We start from the raw sequence: 15,295 nt of genomic DNA, 5'->3' as shown, positions 1-15,295 counted from the left end.
TCGCAATAGACGCTGGCCTCGCGCAGGCGGCGGGCGATCAGCTGGGTCACCTGACTGCCGAAATCGACGATCAGCACCTTCTGGTGGGGAATCTGGGTCATGCGAAGCTTTCCGAGGCGGCGGATGCGGCGGGGTCTTGGCCCGGTCGGGCGGGGATTTCAAGCGCGGCGAGACCTCGCTCGGCCAGGACGGCGACCAGCTTGTCGAGGGCGACGGCCAGGGTCTCGTCCACCTGCACCAGAGGCGAGCGCCAGTCGTCCAGCCCGGTCAGCTCGGCCTTGCCGTCCGACACGCCCCGCAGGGCGATCAGGGGAATGTCGAAGGTCTGGGCCGCCCTCACGAGCGCCCAGGTCTCCATGTCCACCATATCGGCCTCGATGGCGGCGTAGCCCGCGCCCGACACCACGTTCGCCCCGGTCGACAGGGTCGCGGTCGGCAGGTCCGGGACAGGGCACGGCAGCGGCAGGACCGGCGGCAGGTCCAGCAGGGGCGTCACCCCCTTCGGGAACCCCAGCGGGCTCGCGTCCATGTCGCGATAGCTGACCGACGACGCCTGATAGACCGCCGCATGCTCCAGTGTCGGCGACCCGCACGACCCCAGCGACAGGATCAGATCGAGCGTCTCCCCCTGCCCTTCCAGCCGGGCCAGGGCGGCGCTCAGGACGACGGCGGCCTCCACCGGGCCGATGCCGGTCATCAGGGGCTGGATCCGCGCCCTCAGATGCTCGCCCCACTCCAGCGGCGCGGCCATGACCGGCAGGACCGTGACCTCACCGTATCGCTCCAGCCTCACGCCGCGCGCTCGTACAGGGCGAAGAAGAAGCCGTCGGTGTTGGTCGTGGCCGGCGACATCCGCAACCGCAACCCCTCCCCGCCCCAGGGCGCGGTGACGGCGACGGGGAAGAACTCGGGATGGGCCGCCTCGAAGGCGTCCGCGCTGGCCTCGTTCTCTGCCGTCAGCATCGAACAGGTGACATAGGCCAGCCGTCCGCCCGGCTTCACCAGCTTTGACGCCTGCCCCAGAATGCGCACCTGAAGGGCGTGCAGACGCTCGACTTCCTCGGCGGTCAGCCGCCAAGCGTCCTCGGGCCGCCGCCGCCAGGTGCCCGACCCGCTGCACGGCGCATCGACCAGCACCAGATCGGCCTCCCCGTTCAGGGCCTCCAGCCCGCCGCCGTTCTGGCCCAGCAGGACCAGTTCCGCCTCGACGCCGGCCCGCTCCAGACGCGGCTGGATGTTGTCCAGGCGCTTGCGCACCACATCGGCGGCGATCAGTCGGCCCTCGCCCTTCATCGCCTGCGCCAGCCCCAGCGTCTTGCCGCCCCCGCCCGCGCAGTAGTCGACCACGGTCATTCCGGGCGCGGCGCCGGCCAGGGCGCAGACCACCTGACTGCCCTCGTCCTGGATCTCGATCCGCCCGGCCGAGAAGGCGTCGAGCGCCTGCACGTTCGGCGGCGGCTCGGACGCCAGCCTGAGCCCCCAGGGCGACCAGGGCGTGCGCTCGGGGGCCAGACCCGCGTCGCGCAACTCGGCCTCCACCGCATCGACGTCCGTGGTCGCATTGACCCTCAGGTCGATCGGCGCGCGCGGCGCCATCAGGGCGCGGGCCTGTTCGGTCCAGCCCTCGCCATAGGTGGCCTTGAAGTCCTCGACCACGAACTCCGGCAGGCCCGACGCCACCCATCCGGGCAAGTCGCCGTCGCCCGCCGCCCGCCGCGACCGTTCCTGTTTCGACAGGGGCCGCGGCCCATAGCCGTCGCCCGAATGCAGGGCCTCGATCTCTTCCAGCGGCAGCCCGTCCAGCGCCGACAGGGAGCCGATCACCAGGGCCCGACCGTCCTCGCGCCCGCCCATGATCCATGACAGACGGCCCCGCGCGCGCAGCACCTTATAGACCCGGTCGGCGATCGCGCGGCGGTCCTTGGACCCGGCATAGCGGTTCTGCTGGCCCCAGGCCTTGAGCACAACTTCCGCCGGCTGGCGGCTCTGGGCGATGGAGTCCAGGATCGAGGCGGCGGCGGCGAGACGGGCGGTGGGGGTCACTCTAGACTTTCAGCAGGAACAGGGAGGCCAGCACCATCACCAGTCCCGCGAGCGAAACCAGCCAGGCCAGCGACCGGACATAGGGCACGCCCAGGGCGTAGAGCGGCACATAGACCACCCGCCCCCAGAAGAAGAGCGCCGTCCCCCAGAGGGTCAGGGCGCCGGACGCCCCGATGACATGGGCAATCAGCACCGCCCCGATGAACAGGGGCAGGGTTTCGTAGAGATTGGCCTGGGCCCGCTCCAGCCGCCCGGTCACGGGCCGGGTCGAGGCGGGCGTGCTGTCGCGCGGTCCCGCATTCCATTTCGAGCCGAACTCCAGCGTCCGCGCGCCGGCGGGCAGGAAGACCTGCACCAGGGCCAGGACCAGGGTCAGGGCCAGATAGGTCAGCTCGGTCGTCATGGTTCGTCCCCCTGCGGATCAGCCCTGCCGATAGTTCGGCGCTTCCCGCGTGATCATGACGTCATGGACGTGGCTCTCGCGCAATCCGGCGCCGGTGATCCGCACGAAACGGGCCCGCTTCTGGAACTCCGCCACGCTGGCCGCCCCGACATAACCCATGGAGGCGCGCAGCCCCCCGACCAACTGGTGCAGGACCGGGCTGATCGGCCCCTTATAGGGGGTCTGGCCCTCGATGCCCTCGGGCACCAGCTTCTCGGACGAGACCTCCTTCTGGAAGTAGCGGTCGGCCGATCCGCGCGCCATGGCGCCGACCGATCCCATGCCGCGGTACGACTTGTAGCTGCGGCCCTGGTACAGGAAGACCTCGCCGGGGCTCTCGTCAGTGCCGGCGAACATCGACCCCATCATGGCCACGCTGGCGCCCGCCGCGATGGCCTTGGCCAGGTCGCCGGAATACTTGATGCCGCCGTCGGCGATGACCGGGGCGCCGCTTTCGCGCGCCGCCCGGGCGGCCTCCATCACGGCGGTCAGCTGAGGCACGCCCACGCCCGCGACGATACGCGTGGTGCAGATGGAGCCCGGGCCGATCCCGACCTTCACTGCATCGGCGCCGGCGTCGATCAGGGCGCGGGTGGCGTCATAGGTGGCGACGTTGCCGGCGATGATCTGGATGCGGTTCGACTCGCGCTTGATGCGTTCGACCACGGCGGCGACCGACGACGAATGGCCGTGGGCGGTGTCGATCACCACCACGTCCGCCCCCGCCTCCGCCAGCATCATGGCCCGCTCATAGCCGGCGTCGCCGACCGTCGAGGCCGCGCCCACCAGCAAACGGCCCTGATCGTCCTTGGCGGCGTTGGGGAAGGCCTGGGCCTTCTCGATGTCCTTCATCGTGATCAGGCCGACGGCGCGATAGTCCTCGTCCACGACGATGACCCGCTCGATCTTGCGGGTGCGCAGCAACTCGCGCGCCACGTCCCGCCCGGCGCCCTCGCGCACGGTGATCAGATCGCCGGTGGTCATCAGGGCCGAGGCCTTGATCGACGGATCGCCCTCGAACCGCATGTCGCGGTTGGTCAACATCCCGACCAGCTTGCCCGACTTCGGATCGACCACGGGGAAGCCCGAGATCTTCTTCTGGGCGACGATCTCGCGGACCTCGCCCAGGGTGGTGTCGGGCCCGACGGTGACCGGATTGACCACCATCCCGCTCTCATAGCGTTTGACGGCGCGGACCTCGTCGGCCTGTTCCTCGATGGTCATGTTCCGGTGCAGCACGCCCAAGCCCCCGGACTGGGCCATGGCGATGGCCAGCCGGCTTTCCGTCACCGTGTCCATGGCGGACGACAGCAGCGGGATGTTCAGGCGGATGTCGCGTGTCAGCTGGGTCGAGACGTCCACATCGGCAGGCATGACCTCCGAGGGACCGGGTTCAAGCAAAACATCGTCGAAGGTGAGGCCCTCGCGAATCTCCATGGGGAGTCTCCGTTTTGCGGGCCGCGTATAAGGGCGACGGGGCCTCCAGAGCAAGGCCCGTCGTGTTGCGGCGCCATATTTTATTGATTTGCAACCGGCCCGCGGCCTCCCCATTCTCTGCTTATGGTCGCGATGATCCTGTCCACCGCGCGCAAACTGGCGCTGAAGATCGCCAGCTATGGGCTGATGCACCTGGCGGTCGCGATTCTGGTGGCCTTCGCCATCACGCGCGACTGGCGACTGGCCCTGGCGGTCGGGGTCGTCGAGCCCTTCTTCCAGACCGTGGCCTATTCCATTCACGACCGCGTCTGGCACCGGATCGAGAAGCGCCGCCTGCGCTCGGGCGTGGAAGAGGCCGCCGAGGCCTTCACCGCCCGTCTGGACGTCATGTCCCCGGCCGAGCAGTCGCGCTCGCACGGCAAGGGCCCGCTCGGCCACCACGGCCACAGCCACGCCCTGCCCCGCTCGTTCAAACAGATCGCGCTGAAGACGATCACCTACGGCTGCATGCACTTCACCGTGGCGGTGCTGGTGGCCTTCGCCCTGACCCGCGACATCCGCATCGCCCTGGCGATCGGCACCATCGAGCCGCTGGTGCAGACGGTCTTCTTCACCCTGCACGACCGCATCTGGACCCGCATCGAGGCGAAACGCGAGCGCGAACGTCTCGCGGCCGATCAGCCCGCCTGAACGCGCGTCAGCGCTTGTTCAGCGCCACCAGATAGACCTCGGAACTGCCCTTGCGGCTGGCCTCGGGCTTGACGAATTTCACGTCCTGAAAGTTGGCGCGCAGGTCGGCCAGAACCCCGCCCGCGTCACCGCCCTGGAAATTCTTGGTCACAAAGGCGCCGCCGGGCCTCAGGGTCCGGATGGCGAAATCGGCCGCGATCTCGATCAGGGCGATGATCTTCAGGTGGTCCGTCTGGCGATGCCCCACGGTGTTGTGCGCCATGTCGGAGATGACCAGGTCCGGCGCCCCGCCCAGCAGGTCGATCAACTGCTGGTCCACGCCGGGGTCGGTGAAGTCGGCCTGCACCAGGATCGACCCCGGAATCGGCTCGATCGGCAACAGGTCGACCCCGACCACCGCCGCCGCTCCCCGGTTGACGCAGACCTGTACCCAGCCGCCGGGCGCCGCGCCCAGGTCGATGATCTTTGAGCCCCGCTTCACCAGCCGGAACTTGTCGTCGATCTCGGCGAACTTGAACGCCGCCCGGCTGCGCCACCCCTCGGCCCGCGCCTTTTCGGACCAGGGATCGGCCAGCTGGCGCTTGATCCACTGGATCGAGGACATAGACTTCTTGTCGGCCGTCTTGATCTGGGCGCCCATGCCGCGCCCGGCGGCGGTTCCACCGGTGGGCGGACGCACCATCTTGCGGCGCGCCGGCGCAGCAGCAGGCGTTTCGGGCTTTTCATCGTCGCTCATCTTCCCCACATAGCGCCCACGGCCCTCAGCGGCTATGACCCCCGCAATATTCAGACGGAGAACCCGGCATGGCCGAGACCCTGACCTTCACCCTGGACACCGGCGACGGCGTCGAAAAGGACGTCGTCATCAAGCTGCGCAACGACCTGGCCCCCGGCCACGTCGAACGCATCACCGAACTGGCATCCGAGGGCTTCTATGACGGCGTGGTCTTCCACCGCGTCATCCCGGGCTTCATGGCCCAGGGCGGCGACCCGACCGGCACCGGCACCTCGGGCTCCAAGAAGCCCAACCTGAAGCAGGAATTCTCGTCCGAGCCCCACGTGCGCGGCGTCTGCTCCATGGCCCGCACCTCGGACCCGAACAGCGCCAACTCGCAGTTCTTCATCTGCTTCGACGACGCCACCTTCCTGGACCGCCAGTACACCGTCTGGGGTCAGGTCATCGAGGGCATGGAACACGTCGACGCCCTGCCCAAGGGCGAGCCGCCCCGCGCGCCGGGCAAGATCGTCAAGGCGACGGTCAACTGAGTTCAGGGGGCGGGTCGAAAGGCCCGCCCTTTTCATTTGCGGCTCAATCCCCCGCCCACCAGCGGAAGCGCACGCCGTCGAACCGCCGCCCGCCGACGGTCAGCGTCCCGACCAGCACCGGGCTCTCGTCGCCCAGATTGCGGCGGGCCGTCGCCAGGGCGTCGCCGTCCAGCCGCCCGTCGAAGCGCACCACGCCGACGCCGTCCGCCCGTCCCTCGAATGACACGCGACTATCGTTGACCGCATACCGGCTCGGCAGGACGCGGATCTGGCCCGAACGCACCTCGCCCAGTTCGGTCGCCGTCATGGGGCTGGTCACGTCCTCGAACTCGAACATCACCGGAGCGAAGACGCCCTGACGCGTCCCCGCCTCCCAACTGGCGAAGTCCGCCGCCTGTCCGACGAAGGCGTTTCGGAGCAGCCAGTCGCCCGCGCGCACCTCGCCCGCCGGCATGTAGTAGCCCGAGATGTCGCCGCTCAGATCGGACCGGAACGCCGCCGCGGCCGGCGCCGCAGGCGGTTCCGCCCCGCTGTCGGAGCGCGGCCTGAAATCGTCACAGGCTGCCAGAGCGGCCAAGGCCCCGCCGCACGCCAGCACCGCCGCCAGACGCCGCACGGTCATCAGGGCAGACGCGCCAGAACCGCCAGCCAGCCGCTTTGCTGCAGCATCTCAAGCGACTCGAACACCGGCACGGCCAGCAGGAAGACCAGCCCGTCCCGGATCGTGGTCAGGAAGAAGCGCGGCTTGACCTCGATGGTCTCCTGATCCCGCCACTTGCTGAAATCGGGGCCGTAGCGCGGCGTGCGCGCGCGATAGACCTCGTAGTCCGCCCCGAAGGCGTTCGACAGCCAGGCCTCCTCCCGCTGGATGGTGAAATGGAACACCGCGAAGGTCAGGACCGTGAACACCAGGGCCAGGGTCACGCTGCCCGTCTGGGCGCCGACACCGAAGGCCCCGATGAAGCTGAACAGGTAAAGCGGATTACGACTGATCGAATAGGGCCCCCGATCCACGATCTCGGCCTTCTTGCGCCCGCCGATGTAGAGCGAACACCAGGCTCGACCGACGATGCAGACGACGATGAAGCCCAGGCCGACCGCCTCGATCCCCTCATGCCAGGCCGTGTCGCCGCCAATGGTCCCCGTCAGGGCCGCCAGGGCCATGGCCCCGATCAGCCCGGCGCCCATGGCGACCTTGCGCCACCTCTGGACCCGTTGAAGGTCGAAGTTCGTCGCCGTCATCTCTGTATCCCCCGCAGTTCAGACGCGATTGTTAGCGCCGAGATTGCGACAGGTTTACGTCAACGGTCCAGACCCTGATCCAGACGCCGGAACGCCGTGATGGCCAGCTCCGTCGCACTGGCGAAAACCAAGGGCGTGATCTTCTCGAAATCGTCCGACGGCCGGTGGTAGTCGGGGTGATAATCGACCCCGAAATAGAGGAACGGCAGCCCCGCTCGGTGGAAAGCCCCATGGTCGGACGCGCTGACCCAGTTGTCCGCGCCCGTGTCCGCCGGCGTGTCCTTGCCGAAGGCCAGCGTTACGGCGCCCACCGGCCCGACGCCCTCGATCAACGGCTTCAGGTCGGGATGCTGGTAGGTGCCCGTGACCCACAGCTTGCCGTCCGTCTCGGCTCGCGAGGTCATGTCGTAGTTGATGTTCAGCACGATGGACGACAGGGGCACGGGCGGCGCCTCGACGAAATGCTTGGCCCCGATCAGCCCCCGCTCCTCGCCGTCGAACGCGACGATGATGACGCTGTGCTCGGGCGGGGCCGCCTTCAGCCGCGCCGCCAGCTCCAGCATGGTCGCCACGCCCGAGGCGTTGTCATCAGCCCCGTTGTAGACAAAGCCTCCACTGACGCCGACGTGGTCGTAATGGGCGCTGACCACGATGTATTTGTCCGTCGCGCGCGTGCCCGGGATCAGGCCGAGGATGTTCGTGCCGTTGAATTTCTTCGCGCCCTCGCGCGTGCGCCCATCGGCCTCGAACGGCTGAAGCCGCCCCATCGGCGGCGCCGCGATCCCCATGGCCTCCAGCCGCGACACAATATAGGCCCGCGCCCGCTCCCCGCCCGGCGAGCCGGTGTCCCGCCCCTCCATGTCGTCAGCCGACAGGATGCGAACGTCCTCCATCAGTTGCGGCGGCACGGCGACCTGGGCGGGCGTGGGCGCCTCCGCAGCGACCGGCGCGGCTTCCTTCGTCTCCCACGGCAGGTTCAGGCTCTCGCATCCGGCCAGAAGCGTCAGGGCGGCCATTCCGGGCAGGACGGCGAGAATCGGACGGCGCATGAAGACTCCTGACACTTTTCCGATGAATAGCGGGACGCAGGCGCCGCGTCAGCTTAAGTTCCCGTCATGGACTGCTAAACCCGCCCCCCCAGCCGTTGCGATTCCCGATGACCGAGACCGACCTCGCCCCCCTGACCGAAGACGCCGCGCGCGAGGAACTGGCGTATCTGGCCGCCGAGATGGCCCGTCACGACGCCCTCTACTACGCCGAGGCCGAGCCGGAGATCACCGACGCCGACTATGACGCCCTGAAGGCCCGCAACGCCGCCCTCGAGGCCCGCTTCCCTCACCTCGTCCGCGACGACTCTCCGTCGAAAAAGGTCGGCGCCCCCGTCTCGACCCAGTTCGCCGAGGTCCGCCACGGCGTGCCCATGCTGTCGCTCGACAACGCCTTCGACGACGCAGACGTGGCCGACTTCGTCGCCCTCTTCCGCCGCTTCCTGAACCTGCCCGCCGACGAGGCCGTCGCCTTCGTCGCCGAACCCAAGATCGACGGCCTGTCCGCCTCCCTTCTCTATGTCAATGGCGTGCTTCAGGTCGGGGCCACGCGCGGCGACGGCAAGACCGGCGAGGACGTCACCGAAAACCTCAGGACCTTGGGCGACAGCCAGATCCCAACGCGCCTGCATGGCTCCGGATGGCCCGCCCGCATCGAGGTGCGGGGCGAGGTCTATGCCCCCAACGACGAGTTCGCCGCCTTCAACGCCGTCGCCGAGGCCGAAGGCCGCCGCACCTACGCCAACCCCCGCAACTTCGCCGCCGGCTCCCTGCGCCAGAAAGACCCCAGGATCACGGCCGGCCGCCCGCTGCGCTTCTTCGCCTATGCCTGGGGTGAACCCGTCGAGGGCTTCAGCGACACCCAGCACGGCGCCCTGGAAAAGCTGGCCGAATGGGGCTTCCCCACCAACCCCCGCTCCGAACGGGTCGAGAACGCCGAGGGCCTGATCGACGTCTACCGCCGTCTGGAGACCGACCGTGCCGGGCTGGGCTATGATATCGACGGCGTCGTCTACAAGGTCGATCGCATCGACTGGCAGCAGCGCCTCGGCTTCATCGCCCGCAGCCCCCGCTGGGCCATCGCCCACAAGTTCCCGGCGCAACAGGCGACCACCGTGCTCGAAGGCATCGACATCCAGGTCGGCCGCACCGGCTCCCTGACCCCCGTCGCCCGCCTGACCCCCGTCACCGTCGGCGGCGTCGTGGTCCGCAACGCCACCCTGCACAACGAGGACGAGATCGCCCGCAAGGACGTCCGCCTCGGCGACACCGTCGTCCTGCAACGCGCCGGCGACGTCATCCCCCAGATCGTCTCGGTGGTGGCCGACAAACGCCCGGCCGACGCCGCCCCCTATGTCTTCCCCACCCACTGCCCCGTCTGTGGCTCCGAGGCGGTGCGGCCCGAGGGCGAGGTCCGCCGTCGCTGCACCGGCGGCCTGATCTGCGACGCCCAGCTGGTCGAGCGGCTCAAGCATTTCGTCTCTCGCCGCGCCTTCGATATCGAGGGTCTGGGCGAGAAGCAGCTCATCGCCTTCCACGAGCGCGGCTGGATCCACGAACCCGCCGACATCTTCCGCCTGGCCCGCGACGCCGAAAAGCTCGACGCCCTGCGCGCCGAGGACGGCTATGGCGAAACCAGCGTCAGGAACCTCGTCGCCGGCATCGACGCCCGCCGGACGATCACCCTGGAACGGCTAATCTTCGGCCTCGGCATCCGTGACATTGGGGACCAGACCTCCCTCCTGCTGGCCCGCGAGTTCGGCAGTTGGAGCGCCTTCCACGCTGCTGGACTGGAGGCGGCTCAGGGCATCCCCTCCGCCGAATGGACCCGTCTGGCGGAAGCCCACGCCGTCTCGCCCCGCGTGCTTTCAACCCTCGCCGCCGCCGACGTCGCCGAGAACGATCCCTGGCCCGAGGCGCCGCTGGACCAGAAGATCGCCCTTGCCTTCCCGGGTCTCGCCTCCCCCGCCCGGCGCGCCCTGGCCGAACTCGCATCCGACTGGACCGGCCTGCGCCGTCTCGCCGCCATCGCCCGCGACGAAGGCCCGTCCGAGACCCTCGGCCGCATCGCCGGGATCAGCGGCGTCGGCCCCGTCGCCGCCCGCGCCGTGGCCGAGTTCTTCCACGAGGATCACAACAAGGCCGTGGTCGATGCCCTGATCGCCGAGCTGGAATCGGTCATCGACGCCGAACGCCCCACCGCCGACAGCCCCGTTTCGGGCAAGACCGTCGTCTTCACCGGCAGCCTCGAACGCTTCACCCGCGACGAAGCCAAGGCCCGCGCCGAAAGCCTCGGCGCCAAGGTCTCCGGCTCGGTGTCGAAGAAGACCGACTATGTCGTCGCCGGCCCCGGCGCCGGGTCAAAACTCGCCGACGCCCAGAAGCATGGCGTAACGGTTCTGACCGAGGACGAGTGGCTGGCGCTGATCGCCTGACGTCCTCCCCATCGCGGCGCGACAGGGAGGACTTGAACTCACCGATTCAGCGCCGCCCGCGCCGCCTCGGCGTAGCGGTGGCCAGACGCCGCATCCTTCGGGAACACCGCCTCGATCGCGGCCAGGTCTTCCGCGGTCAGCACGATGTCCGCCGCCGCCGCGTTCTGCTCCAGCGTCGCGATCCGGCGCGTGCCGGGGATCGGAACCAGATCCTCGCCCTGGGCCAGCACCCAGGCCAGGGCCAGTTGCGCCGCCGTCACGCCCTTGTCGGCCGCGATCCCCTTGATCGCCTCGACCAGATCGAGGTTCTTCTGGAAGTTCTCACCCATGAAACGCGGGTTCGAACGCCGGAAATCACCCGGCTCCAGATCGTCGATGGACTTGATGTCGCCCGACAGGAAGCCCCGCCCCAGCGGACTATAGGGCACGAAGCCGATCCCCAGTTCGCGCACGGTCTCCAGAATGCCGTCCTCCGGCTCACGGCTCCACAGCGAATACTCCGTCTGCAACGCCGTGATCGGATGTTCGGCATGACCCCGACGGATCGTCTCGGGCGCCGCCTCCGACAGGCCGAGGAAGCGGACCTTGCCCTCCTTGACCAGTTCGCCCATCGCCCCGACCGTCTCCTCGATCGGCGTATTCGGGTCCACCCGGTGAAGATAGTAGAGATCGACGTGGTCCATGTTCAGCCGCTTCAGGCTGCCCTCGATGGCGCGCCGCACATTGGCGGGCGTCCCGTCCACGGCCAACGCCGTGCGGTCGGCGTTGTAGCCGATGCCGAACTTGGTCGCGACGAAGGCGTCGTTGCGTCGGCCCGCCAGCGCCTTGCCGACCTGGATCTCGTTGGTGTGCGGCCCATACATCTCGGCCGTGTCGAAGAAGGTGACGCCCAGATCGAGCGCCCGGTGGATCACCGCCGTCGCCTGCGCCTCGTCCGACGCCTGGCCGTAGAAGGCCGCCATCCCCATACAGCCCAGACCGATGGCCGAGACCTCGGGTCCGTTCGGACCCAGTTTGCGCGTCTTCATGGGGATGCTCCTTTGGTGTGCAGGCGCCTCAAGTCGTCTCCCGACCCCGGCAGCGCAAGATCAGACGGCGGAAACGATGTCCGTCCGGCCGAAATCCTCGCCCTTGAACAACAGGGGCTCGCCCGTTTCCTTCGCCAAGGCATAGGCGAAACAGTCGCCGAAGTTCAGCCGCGCCTCGTGATTGCCCTTGCCGAAGCGCGCATAGGCCCGGCGGGCGCGATCCGCATGCTCCCGGGTCACTGGAACAACGTCGATGCGGGCGAGGGTCAGCAACCGATCAAACGCCTTGGCCGGAAAATCATCCTCCGCCTTGCGATCAATCACCATGCCCATTTCGAAATAGGTCGCCGCAGACATTCGTGGCTCGCCGCCCATCAGCGACCTCAGCAATTCGTCTGCATCCGGCTCGCCGAAAATGATCGCGATGATGGCGGAGCTGTCGACGATCAAGCAGGCATCCCCGTCTCGGGGTCGTAGAGGAAGGCGGTGGGATCCTCACCCGGCTCCAACGGCTGCATGTGTTCGCGCATTTCGGCCAGCAAGGCCCTGACCTCGTCATAGGTCGCCTTGACCGGTGCCTCCGGCTCCCGGGACAACTGTTCGCGCAGGGCCGCCGTCACCGCTGCGGTGAGGCTCTCGCCGCGTCGGCGCGCGAGCTCCCTGGCAAGACGATGGGTTTCGGGGTTCTTGATGTTCAGCATGGTAGAACCGCTTCTACCACACCGCCCCACCCCCTCAAAGCGGCGCGCAGACCTCGGTCAGCCACTCCAGCGCCGCCGCATCCGCCTGCACGCCCTCGGCCAGCAAAGGCCCGACCTTGGCCAGGGTCTCGGCGTGATAGGCGTCGACATAGGCCCGCTCGGCCTCGGTCAGCATCGAGACCTCGATCAGCCGCCGGTCGATGGGCGCGAAGGTCAGTTGCTCGAACCCGTGCATCGGCCGCTCGCCGCCCAGGATGGGCTCCGGCGCCGTCACGACCTGCAGGGTCTCGATGCGAATGCCCCACGACCCCTCGCGGTAATATCCCGGCTCGTTGGACAGGATCATGCCGGTCAGCAGGGGCTGGCTGTTGAACGCCTTGGCGATCCGCTGCGGCCCTTCGTGGACGCCCAGATACGACCCCACGCCATGGCCGGTGCCGTGGTCATAGTCGAAGCCCGCCGCCCACATCGGCGCCCGGGCGATGGCGTCCAGCTGGTGCCCCGTCGTCCCGACCGGAAAGCGGATGGTCGCCATGGCGATATGGGCCTTCAGCACAAGGGTGAACTTGTGCTTCTGGTCCGCCGAGGGTTCGCCCACGGCCATGGTGCGGGTCACGTCGGTCGTGCCGTCCAGATACTGGCCGCCGCCGTCCACCAGCAGCAGGGAGCCCGCCTCCATCTTCCGGATCTTGGCGCCCACAGGCTTGTAGTGCGGCAGGGCGCCGTTCGGCCCGGCCCCGGCGATGGTGTCGAACGACAGATCCTTCAGCATGCCCGTCGCCTCGCGGAAGCCTTCCAGCTTCGTCACCACGGCCCGCTCGTCCGGCAGTTGATCCTGCGCCTCGGTCGCCACCCAGTGCAGGAACCGGCTCAGCGCCGCCCCGTCGCGGATGTGGGCCCGGCGGCTGCCCTCGATTTCGACGGCGTTCTTGGCCGCGCGCGGCAGGGTGCAGGGGTCCATCCCGCGCACCACCTTCGCCCCCGCCGCCTCCAGCCGGTCGAACACCCAGGCGGACGAAAGCCCCGGATCGACCAGCACGGCCTTGCCCGACATTCCGTCCAGCGCCGCTTCCAGCGCATCCGGCGACTTCAACTCCACGGCATCGCCCAGCCAGCCGGGCAGTTCATTGGTCACCTTGGCCGGGTCGAGGAACAGGCTGGCCGAGCCGTCCGCCGCCACGATCGCCTGGCCCAGCGGCAACGGCGTGCGGATCACGTCGCCGCCGCGAATGTTGAACAGCCAGGCCAGGGACGCCGGCGCCGTCAGCACCGCCACCTCGGCCCCGGCGGCGGCCACAGCCTGTCCGATCCGCACCCGCTTCGCCTCGGCCGTCTCGCCCGTATATTGATCCTCATGCGGCACGACCGGCGCCTGCGGCTGGGCCGGGCGCGCATCGCCCCAGGCCAGGTCCAGCGGATTGACGTCCACGGCCTTCAGCGTCGCCCCGGCCTTCTCCGCCGCACGTCGTAGCACCGCCAGCGCGTCCGGGCTGTGCAGACGCGGGTCATAGCCGATCACCGCCCCCTTCGGCGCACGCTCCAAATAGGCGGGCACCCCTCCCTCGACGAAATCCAGAATCTCGAATTGGCTGGCGTCCACCTGGGCCCGGACCTGCACCGTATAGCGCCCGTCCGCGAACACCGCCGCCCGGTCGGTGAGCACCACGGCCGCGCCCGCCGAGCCGGTAAAGCCCGACACCCAGGCCAGCCGCTCGTTGGCGTCCGGCAAATATTCGTTCTGATACTCGTCCTCGTGCGGGACCAGCAGGCCGTCCAGCCCCTGTTCCTTCAGCCGCGCCCGCACGAGGGGCAGATGCTTGGCCCCGAAGGACGGATCGGTGGTTTCGTCGAAGGTCTGGCGCATGCGACCGGATTAGGCCGGGTCGCGACGGGGCTCAAGAGGGCGAGCACCTCTCCCTCTCCCGTCGGGAGAGGGAGACCGCACACGGCGCCCCGGGCTTGATCCGGGGCGTCGTTCTGGTGCGGTAGGGTGAGGGTCGCGGCGGCTCCCGGTCGATACCTGCCCCTCACCCTTTCGCGTTACCGATCGCTGCGCTCCCGGACGCTCAAGCCCTCTCCCGCCGGGAGAGGGACAGTTACTCAGACGCCGCCGCAACCACCGCCAGCAACGCATCCGCCCCGACCTGATCCCCCACCGCCGCATTCACCTCTCCCACGACCCCGTCGAAGGGCGCGGTCAGGGCATGCTCCATCTTCATCGCCTCCAGCACGATCACCGGCTGCCCCTTGACCACGGCGTCGCCCGCCTTGGCCGGCGTCGCGACGATCTTGCCGGGCATGGGTGCCCGCAGGGCGCCGTCGGAGGTGGAAGCGCCACGGCCAGCGCCGTCGTAGCGGGGCATTGCGACCCTGTGCGTGTTTCCATCGACAAAGACGAGATAGTCATCATTCAACCACGGCTCGTAGTGAAACCGCCGCGCACCAAGCTGAACCAGGGGCGAACTTGTCTCAGGGTCGTAGTCCAGATGGAGCTCCCTTCCGTCTATCGACGACCAAATCCCTATATCGCCATGCCTTTGGGTCAGAGAGACCGTCTGGGTTCTGCCGTCGACACTGACCGACACCGGCGATGTCGAGGACGAATTCAACCGAAACCCAGACACGCCGTATGGAGCACCCCACGGTGATGAAGCGTAGGCGTCGTCACGGCCAACTCGATGCGGAAGTCCTCCCAGCATCAAGGTCGCGCCGATAAGGCCCATATCACCGCTCACGCCACCGGCGACGAGGGCGTCTTCTTCCGCCCCGATGAACCCCGTATCCACATCCCCGGCCACGAACCGGGGATGCTCCAGGCACCGCTTCAGGAAGCCCGCATTGGTCCTCACCGGCCAGACCTCGACCTCGCCGCAGGCGTCGGCCAGACGCGCAGCCGCCGCCTCGCGCGAGGTTTCATGCACGATCAGCTTGGCGATCATCGGGTCATAAAACTGGCTGACCTCAC

At 68.6% G+C, this 15,295-nt stretch carries 16 protein-coding genes; 3 read left to right on the top strand and 13 right to left on the bottom strand.

The genetic code is table 11. The annotated features are described in order from the left end of the window. Nucleotides 1–97: 97 nt before the first annotated feature. From ACT6Q8_RS25330 to guaB, 4 genes are read right to left on the bottom strand one after another with little or no spacing between them, the layout of a single operon-like run. A complete protein-coding gene (locus ACT6Q8_RS25330; protein WP_444596784.1) occupies nucleotides 98–793 on the bottom strand; it encodes a 5'-methylthioadenosine/S-adenosylhomocysteine nucleosidase in 696 nt (231 codons plus the stop codon). Continuing rightward, nucleotides 790–2,043 (bottom strand): RsmB/NOP family class I SAM-dependent RNA methyltransferase, encoded by a 1,254-nt coding sequence (locus ACT6Q8_RS25325; RefSeq protein WP_444739469.1) that lies wholly within the window; start codon nucleotides 2,041–2,043, stop codon nucleotides 790–792. Before ACT6Q8_RS25325 ends, ACT6Q8_RS25330 begins: the two co-directional genes overlap by 4 nt. A gap of 1 nt (nucleotide 2,044) precedes the next feature. Beyond that, nucleotides 2,045–2,446 (bottom strand): MAPEG family protein, encoded by a 402-nt coding sequence (locus ACT6Q8_RS25320; protein ID WP_444596782.1) that lies wholly within the window; start codon nucleotides 2,444–2,446, stop codon nucleotides 2,045–2,047. An 18-nt stretch (nucleotides 2,447–2,464) separates the two neighbouring features. Then, nucleotides 2,465–3,922 carry an IMP dehydrogenase gene (guaB, locus tag ACT6Q8_RS25315; protein WP_444596781.1) on the bottom strand — a complete coding sequence of 486 codons (1,458 nt, stop codon included), beginning with the start codon at nucleotides 3,920–3,922 and terminating at the stop codon, nucleotides 2,465–2,467. Between the two features lie 132 nt (nucleotides 3,923–4,054). Between guaB and ACT6Q8_RS25310 the strand changes: the two genes are divergently transcribed. Further along, nucleotides 4,055–4,612, top strand: a complete 558-nt coding sequence (locus ACT6Q8_RS25310) for a DUF2061 domain-containing protein (RefSeq protein WP_444596780.1) — start codon at nucleotides 4,055–4,057, stop codon at nucleotides 4,610–4,612. Nucleotides 4,613–4,619: 7 nt separating this feature from the next. Here ACT6Q8_RS25310 and ACT6Q8_RS25305 read toward each other — a convergent pair whose 3' ends face one another. Beyond that, nucleotides 4,620–5,348 (bottom strand): RlmE family RNA methyltransferase, encoded by a 729-nt coding sequence (locus tag ACT6Q8_RS25305; protein ID WP_444596779.1) that lies wholly within the window; start codon nucleotides 5,346–5,348, stop codon nucleotides 4,620–4,622. A 68-nt stretch (nucleotides 5,349–5,416) separates the two neighbouring features. Between ACT6Q8_RS25305 and ACT6Q8_RS25300 the strand changes: the two genes are divergently transcribed. Beyond that, nucleotides 5,417–5,878, top strand: coding sequence for a peptidylprolyl isomerase (locus ACT6Q8_RS25300; protein WP_444739468.1), 462 nt, complete (start codon nucleotides 5,417–5,419; stop codon nucleotides 5,876–5,878). Between the two features lie 43 nt (nucleotides 5,879–5,921). Here the strand turns inward: ACT6Q8_RS25300 and ACT6Q8_RS25295 are convergent, their stop codons facing one another. The 3 genes from ACT6Q8_RS25295 to ACT6Q8_RS25285 are packed head-to-tail and all read right to left on the bottom strand — an operon-like array spanning nucleotide 5,922 to nucleotide 8,169. Beyond that, nucleotides 5,922–6,500, bottom strand: coding sequence for a hypothetical protein (locus tag ACT6Q8_RS25295; protein ID WP_444596777.1), 579 nt, complete (start codon nucleotides 6,498–6,500; stop codon nucleotides 5,922–5,924). Further along, nucleotides 6,500–7,120: a methyltransferase family protein gene (locus tag ACT6Q8_RS25290; RefSeq protein ID WP_444596776.1), complete on the bottom strand. Its 621-nt coding sequence runs from the start codon at nucleotides 7,118–7,120 to the stop codon at nucleotides 6,500–6,502. Before ACT6Q8_RS25290 ends, ACT6Q8_RS25295 begins: the two co-directional genes overlap by 1 nt. 59 nt (nucleotides 7,121–7,179) lie before the next feature. Then, the gene (locus tag ACT6Q8_RS25285) at nucleotides 7,180–8,169 is read right to left on the bottom strand and encodes a M28 family peptidase (RefSeq protein WP_444596775.1); all 990 of its coding nucleotides are present in this window, start codon (nucleotides 8,167–8,169) and stop codon (nucleotides 7,180–7,182) included. Between the two features lie 107 nt (nucleotides 8,170–8,276). On the opposite strand from ACT6Q8_RS25285, the gene ligA reads away from it, so the two are divergent. After that, a complete protein-coding gene (gene ligA, locus ACT6Q8_RS25280) occupies nucleotides 8,277–10,601 on the top strand; it encodes an NAD-dependent DNA ligase LigA (protein ID WP_444739467.1) in 2,325 nt (774 codons plus the stop codon). 38 nt (nucleotides 10,602–10,639) lie between these two features. Here ligA and ACT6Q8_RS25275 read toward each other — a convergent pair whose 3' ends face one another. The 5 genes from ACT6Q8_RS25275 to ACT6Q8_RS25255 form a co-directional block, all read right to left on the bottom strand. Then, nucleotides 10,640–11,629, bottom strand: coding sequence for an aldo/keto reductase (locus tag ACT6Q8_RS25275; RefSeq protein ID WP_444596773.1), 990 nt, complete (start codon nucleotides 11,627–11,629; stop codon nucleotides 10,640–10,642). Nucleotides 11,630–11,689: 60 nt separating this feature from the next. Continuing rightward, complete coding sequence (locus ACT6Q8_RS25270; RefSeq protein WP_444596772.1) at nucleotides 11,690–12,079, bottom strand: type II toxin-antitoxin system VapC family toxin; 390 nt, start codon at nucleotides 12,077–12,079, stop codon at nucleotides 11,690–11,692. Beyond that, the gene (locus tag ACT6Q8_RS25265; protein WP_444596771.1) at nucleotides 12,076–12,330 is read right to left on the bottom strand and encodes a type II toxin-antitoxin system VapB family antitoxin; all 255 of its coding nucleotides are present in this window, start codon (nucleotides 12,328–12,330) and stop codon (nucleotides 12,076–12,078) included. The genes ACT6Q8_RS25270 and ACT6Q8_RS25265 overlap by 4 nt, the downstream gene beginning before the upstream one ends. A gap of 34 nt (nucleotides 12,331–12,364) precedes the next feature. Beyond that, the gene (locus ACT6Q8_RS25260) at nucleotides 12,365–14,194 is read right to left on the bottom strand and encodes an aminopeptidase P family protein (RefSeq protein ID WP_444596770.1); all 1,830 of its coding nucleotides are present in this window, start codon (nucleotides 14,192–14,194) and stop codon (nucleotides 12,365–12,367) included. Nucleotides 14,195–14,426: 232 nt separating this feature from the next. Then, nucleotides 14,427–15,295, bottom strand: an 869-nt coding sequence (locus ACT6Q8_RS25255; protein ID WP_444739466.1) for a biotin/lipoyl-containing protein, incomplete at its 5' end; no start/stop codon positions are given.

Origin of the sequence: Niveispirillum sp., from assembly GCF_052437035.1 — a bacterium.
Lineage (GTDB): Bacteria > Pseudomonadota > Alphaproteobacteria > Azospirillales > Azospirillaceae > Niveispirillum.
Note: the sequence above shows the minus strand (reverse complement) of the source record. Positions and strands in the feature narration are given on the sequence as shown.